This window comes from Algoriphagus boritolerans DSM 17298 = JCM 18970 (assembly GCF_900108085.1).
GTDB lineage: Bacteria > Bacteroidota > Bacteroidia > Cytophagales > Cyclobacteriaceae > Algoriphagus > Algoriphagus boritolerans.
Genome location: NZ_FNVR01000017.1, coordinates 86,769 through 92,768 on the forward strand (window position 1 = coordinate 86,769; position 6,000 = coordinate 92,768).

Genomic DNA, 6,000 nt, shown 5'->3' on the forward strand with positions numbered 1-6,000 from the left:
GTTCAGTATAAAACGATTCTTACCAGAAAACGGCTTTCTTTTTTTCGCCTGCGAATATAACAATTTTAAAAGAGGAAGGGCTTTGCAAGGAACCTCAAAACAAAATAATATTTGGTACATAACTTCATCTAAAGCTGTCAGGTGATTCCAATCTTATTTTTTTGGAAATTGGAAAATCTGATCATCCGATTTTTGCCAGTAGCTAATTTCGAAGATCAAGTGAACTAATAGATGCCAATTCTTGGACTTCTTTGGTCTTCGGTCTCCCAGCCCAAAATCAAGGGTATATTCGTCTACTCGCAGAATAGCGTGTAATCAGATAGAAAAAAACCTTTGGGCTATCTCTAAACTAAAGCCCAAAAATCACCGAAATGACAAACTTGATTTTGATTTATAGACCTTCTGAGTAGTTTAGTAATTCAATCCACCCAATCCCCAATATGTCCTCTAAACAATACGCCTTTTTTGTCTCGATCACAGCTGCATTAGGCGGTTTTTTATTTGGTTTTGACACTGCTGTAATCTCTGGCGCTGAGCGGGATATACAGGAAGTCTGGAAGCTCAGTGACTGGATTCACGGATTGGCCATTGCCTCTGCCTTGTACGGAACTGTAATCGGGGCTTTGTTTGGAGGAATCCCGGCAGATCGATTTGGAAGGAAAAAAAGCCTGCTCTGGATAGGTTTATTCTATTTTATTTCTGCTGTCGGTTCCGGGTTGGCTTGGGATGTAGAATCCTTTACTTTTTTCAGGTTTTTGGGAGGTTTGGGCGTAGGAGCATCTTCGGTAGTCGCTCCGATGTATATATCCGAAATCGCCCCCGCCAAAAACAGAGGTCAATTGGTAGCGCTCTATCAGTTCAATATCGTTTTTGGGATTGTGATTGCTTACGTGTCCAACTATCTGATCGGTACTGCCGGGCTACCCGAAGACTGGAGGTGGATGTTGGCGGTGGAAGGAATTCCGGCCTTGATCTACAGCGTGATGATCGTCAGAATACCGGAAAGCCCACGCTGGTTGATTGCCAAATTCAACGATCAGGTAAAAGCACGGGAAATCCTCACCAGAACTGATCCGGAAGGGGTCGATGAAGCGATCCGATTGGCAATCGCCGAGGAACAAAGCATGAAACAAAAAGCCGGATTTGGAGCTCTTTTCAATTCCAGATTCTTCTCCAGCACCATGCTGGCTATATTAATTGCATTTTTCAATCAAGTCTCCGGCATCAATGCCGTTATTTATTTTGCTCCCAGAATTTTCGAAATGGCGGGAATTTCTACAGAGAATGCGCTTATTTCAACTATTGGAATTGGTCTGGTCAACTTATTTGCCACGTTCTTTGGACTTTATCTGATTGACCGGCTGGGGCGGAAAAAACTCATGTACATCGGATCATTCGGCTATATCATTTTCTTGGGATTAATGGCGTTCAACTTTCTGGGACCGGGGATTCCCGCTTTCTGGTTGCCCTTGTTTGTCTTCGGATTTATCGCTTCACATGCAGTGGGACAAGGCGCGGTGATCTGGGTATTTATTTCAGAAATGTTCCCCAATGAACTGCGGGCATCGGGTCAGTCGCTCGGTTCATTTACCCACTGGATTTTAGCCGCACTGGTAGCCAACGTATTCCCCTACTTTGCCAATAGTTACGGACCGGGTTACATTTTCGCTTTTTTCTGCCTGATGATGGTCATTCAGCTGCTTTGGGTGATATTCAAAATGCCGGAGACCAAGGGTCGATCGCTGGAAGAAATTCAAAATGACTTACATAAAAAACATGCGTGATCAAATTGTGATTTTTGGAGAAATGCTTTGGGATTGTCTTCCCACAGGCCCTGTAGCCGGAGGTGCACCGATGAATGTCGCACTCCATTTACACCAGCTGGGATTATCTTCCAGACTAATTTCAGCCGTGGGAGAGGATCCGGATGGTGAAAAACTTCTTGATTTTCTGAAAGGTTTTGGTCTCCCCTTGGATTTGATACAGACCAACACTGCTCATGAAACCTCCAAAGTCCTGGTAGACACCACTGATCCCGAAAACATCAAATACACCATCGTATCACCTGTCGCCTGGGATTTTATCCAATGGTCACCCGAAAACAACAGGGCTGTGGAAGAGGCTGATGCGTTTGTTTTTGGCACACTTGGCGTTCGAAATCAAGAAAGCTTTAAAACGCTTATAAAATTACTGCACCATCCTACTCTGAGGGTTTTTGATGCTAATCTCAGGCCTCCATATTATGACTTTGAGGTCATAGAGACGCTGCTTGGCTTTACGGATATCCTAAAAATCAATGAAGACGAATTAGCCGTTTTCGCGGATTATTTTGGGACGGAACCAAGTGTCGAGTCATTATGCGCCTACCTCGATCAGCATTTCCCCATGGAAATTATCTGCATCACGCAAGGTTCAAAGGGTGCAATGATTTATCAAAAAGGCAAAATCTATAATCATTCCGGTTACAAAGTGAAAGTTCAGGACTCGATCGGTGCCGGGGATGCCTTCCTGAGTGGATTTATCAAAACCTATCTGGAAGATAAGTCTCCGGAAGAGATTTTGGATTTTGCCTGCAAAATCGGGGCTTTTGTAGCGACCCAAAAAGGCGGAACGCCTCGATACAGCGAAGCGGATATCTACAGGATTGGTGAGGGGTAAACTGTGAGGGGTTAATGGTTATTGCTTACTTGTTGGTACGGAATAATGGGAATTGATTTCCTGTTAATTTTACTTTCGACCACTTACTCATCACTACCTACAAATTTTTCGATAACTGGGCACTGCACTGATTACTTCCATCTGAATCACTGGATCACCTCTCTGAGCGTTCCTGTTCCAAGGCCGATCATGTTCCATTCGCTGATTTCAAGATCGATTTTGGCCATCATTCCGGGCTGAAGGCCCACATATTCCGCTCGGGTCAGGTGAGCGATCAAGAGACTGATCGTAGGATTGTGTCCGATCAAAATACAGGATTCTAATTCCTTTGGCGTGTTTTCCAATAATTGGATGAGGGTGTCCAGATTGCCTTCATAGATCTCAGGTGTATAGACTTCAGCTCCCACGTTGATGTATTTTTTGATGATTTCAGCCGTTTCACGCGTACGGGTAGAGGACGAACAGTACATAAAATCCACTTTCAACGAATCGGATTGAATCGACTGGCCCAGCCGGTTTAAATTTTCTTTTCCCCTCGAAGTAAGCTGACGCTGAAAGTCCAGCCCATCCGAAAAGCCCGCCTCCCCGTGTCTCAAAAGAATTAAATGCTTCATTACGAAATCGTTTTTACTAACAACCTATGCCTAAAAACATCAAAAATCCATCCAATTCCAATGACCGGAATTTTTTATTATTTGGACGAGAAAACTATGCCCTCTATTTTTGGCTTTACAGAATTGCTCCTTTAGTCAAGAAATTCCCCCTTTTTCTATGTCAAAAAATCTAGTAATCGTCGAATCCCCAGCCAAAGCAAAGACCATTGAAGGCTACCTCGGTACAGACTTCAAGGTGGTCTCCAGCTACGGTCACGTGAGAGATCTTCCTAAGGGTGACAAAGCAATAGACATCAAAAACCGCTTCAAACCTACCTACGAGGTCACTGCCGATAAAAAAGAAGTGATCAAAAATCTAAAAGCACTCTCCAAGGATGCCGAAATGGTCTACCTGGCCAGTGATGATGACCGCGAGGGTGAAGCCATTTCCTGGCATCTCAAAGAAGTACTTAACCTGAAAGAAGAGCGGACCAAACGGATTGTTTTTAGAGAAATTACCAAAAATGCCATCACCAAAGCCATCGAAAATCCCCGTGGGATAGACTACGATCTGGTCAATGCACAGCAAGCTCGGCGAATATTGGACCGATTGGTGGGCTTTGAGCTTTCTCCCATCCTATGGAAAAAAATAAAAACCGGACTCTCCGCCGGAAGGGTTCAGTCAGTAGCAGTCCGCTTGATTGTGGAGCGGGAGCGGGAAATTGAAGCCCACAAGGCGAAGTCATCGTTTCGAATTACGGCGATTTTTGAAGTAGAGGGAAAAACCTTCCAAGCCGAACTCCCAAAGAAATTTGAGACAAAAGCGGAGGCTGAGGAATTCCTCAAAAAATGCCTGGAAGCTTCTTTCTCCGTAGCCAATCTCGAGAAAAAGCCAACCAAAAAGACACCTGCGGCTCCTTTTACCACTTCTACACTTCAGCAGGAAGCTTCTCGGAAGCTTTACTTCTCCGTGTCTCAAACCATGTCTGTAGCCCAAAAGCTCTACGAAGCCGGTAAGATCACCTACATGAGAACTGACAGCACCAACCTCTCTCAGGATGCGATGGCTGCTGCCAAAGCTGCAATCGAACAGTCTTTCGGATCAAAATATCACAAAACACGGCAGTTTACCACCAAATCCGAAAGTGCCCAGGAAGCACACGAAGCCATCAGACCAACTGACTTCTCACAAACTCAGGCAGCTGGGGATCGAAATGAACAGCGGCTCTATGAATTGATCTGGAAGCGGGCCATCGCCTCTCAAATGGCGGATGCTGAACTTGAGAAAACAGTGATCACCATCGCCATTTCCAACTCGGCATTGAATCTGGTCGCGACGGGAGAAGTGATCAAGTTTGACGGATTTCTGAAAGTCTACCTGGAAGATACCGACGATGAACCCGAAGAGGATGAAGAAGGCAACAAGTCGCTGCTTCCTCCGATCAGCATCGGACAGGGGCTGAGACTTCAGGAAATGAAAGGTAGAGAAACCTTCAGCAGACCTGCTCCACGATACACCGAAGCATCCCTGGTCAAAAAGCTCGAAGAACTGGGCATCGGCCGACCTTCTACCTACGCACCGACCATTTCCACGATTCAAAAGCGGGAATACGTCACCAAAGAATCCCGTGACGGCACTCCGCGGAATTATGTCGAGATGAAGATTGCCAAAGGGCAATTCCACGACGCCACCAAAACCGAAAACACCGGAGCAGAAAAAAACAAGCTCTTCCCTACCAACATCGCCATGGTAGTCAATGACTTCCTGGTAGAGCATTTTCCCAATGTGATCGACTTCCATTTCACCGCCAGAGTCGAAAAGGAATTTGATGATATCGCAGCCGGAGGACAGGATTGGCAGGATATGATCGATGGATTCTATGGCAAATTCCATAAAAGCGTCGAAGATACCGAGCAAGTATCGCGTCAGGATGTAAACACCAGCCGGTTGATTGGAGAGCATCCGGTGTCGGGAAAGAAAGTCTATGCCCGCCTGGGAAGATTTGGGCCTTTGGTCCAAATCGGCGAAAACGAGGACGAAGACAAGCAATTTGCCAGTTTGAAAAAAGGCCAATTCATCGAGAATGTCACGATGGAAGATGCCTTGGAACTGTTCAAGCTACCGCGTGAAGTAGGATTCTTTGAGGATAAAAAGATGACCGCCGCACTGGGGAGGTTTGGCCCCTACATCAAACATGACAGCGCCTTTTATTCTTTGGGAAAAGAGCAGGATCCGATGTCAATCACCGAAAAAGAAGCGATTGAGTTGATAGTGAATAAGCGTGATGCAGATTCCAAAAAACACATTAAAAGCTTTGATGAAAACCCGGAAATTCAGGTGCTGAACGGTCGCTGGGGGCCTTACATCAAGTTGGGCAAAAACAACTACAAAATCCCGAAAGGCAAAGAAGCCGAGCAACTCACCTACGCCGAGACCCTGGAGATCATCGAATCCCAACCGGATGCAGGGAAGAAAAAAGGGAAGTTTCCGACAAAGAAAAAGTAATTCCTAACCGACCTCAAAAGGGGGTAATTGCAAATTATACCCAGCCATCAAAGAACCTCAAAGCTGAAAGGCTATAGACTACGCCGAGGTGGGCTAAAGCCCTGTGATATTTGTGTTCAATTTTTGGAATGGGCTAAAGCACCATTCCTATTCATAGCCGATAATTACCTCAAAATGAATTGCCTCCTGCTTTAGCTGGAGGCAAGAAAATATGCAGCTGCCTCTCCGGGCTTTAGCCCAATC

4 protein-coding genes are annotated in these 6,000 nt (G+C 45.5%); 3 read left to right on the forward strand and 1 reads right to left on the reverse strand.

Annotated features, from left to right (window positions below):
• Positions 1–422: 422 nt before the first annotated feature.
• Positions 423–1,784 carry a sugar porter family MFS transporter gene (locus tag C4S61_RS14440; protein WP_262495023.1) on the forward strand — a complete coding sequence of 454 codons (1,362 nt, stop codon included), beginning with the start codon at positions 423–425 and terminating at the stop codon, positions 1,782–1,784.
• Complete coding sequence (locus C4S61_RS14445; RefSeq protein WP_103925521.1) at positions 1,777–2,658, forward strand: carbohydrate kinase family protein; 882 nt, start codon at positions 1,777–1,779, stop codon at positions 2,656–2,658. The genes C4S61_RS14440 and C4S61_RS14445 overlap by 8 nt, the downstream gene beginning before the upstream one ends.
• 146 nt (positions 2,659–2,804) lie before the next feature.
• On the opposite strand, the gene C4S61_RS14450 is transcribed toward C4S61_RS14445, so the two are convergent.
• Entirely contained in the window at positions 2,805–3,272 is a 468-nt protein-coding gene (locus tag C4S61_RS14450; RefSeq protein WP_103925522.1) for a SixA phosphatase family protein, read from the reverse strand.
• Between the two features lie 157 nt (positions 3,273–3,429).
• Between C4S61_RS14450 and topA the strand changes: the two genes are divergently transcribed.
• A complete protein-coding gene (topA, locus tag C4S61_RS14455) occupies positions 3,430–5,757 on the forward strand; it encodes a type I DNA topoisomerase (protein ID WP_103925523.1) in 2,328 nt (775 codons plus the stop codon).
• Positions 5,758–6,000: the final 243 nt, after the last annotated feature.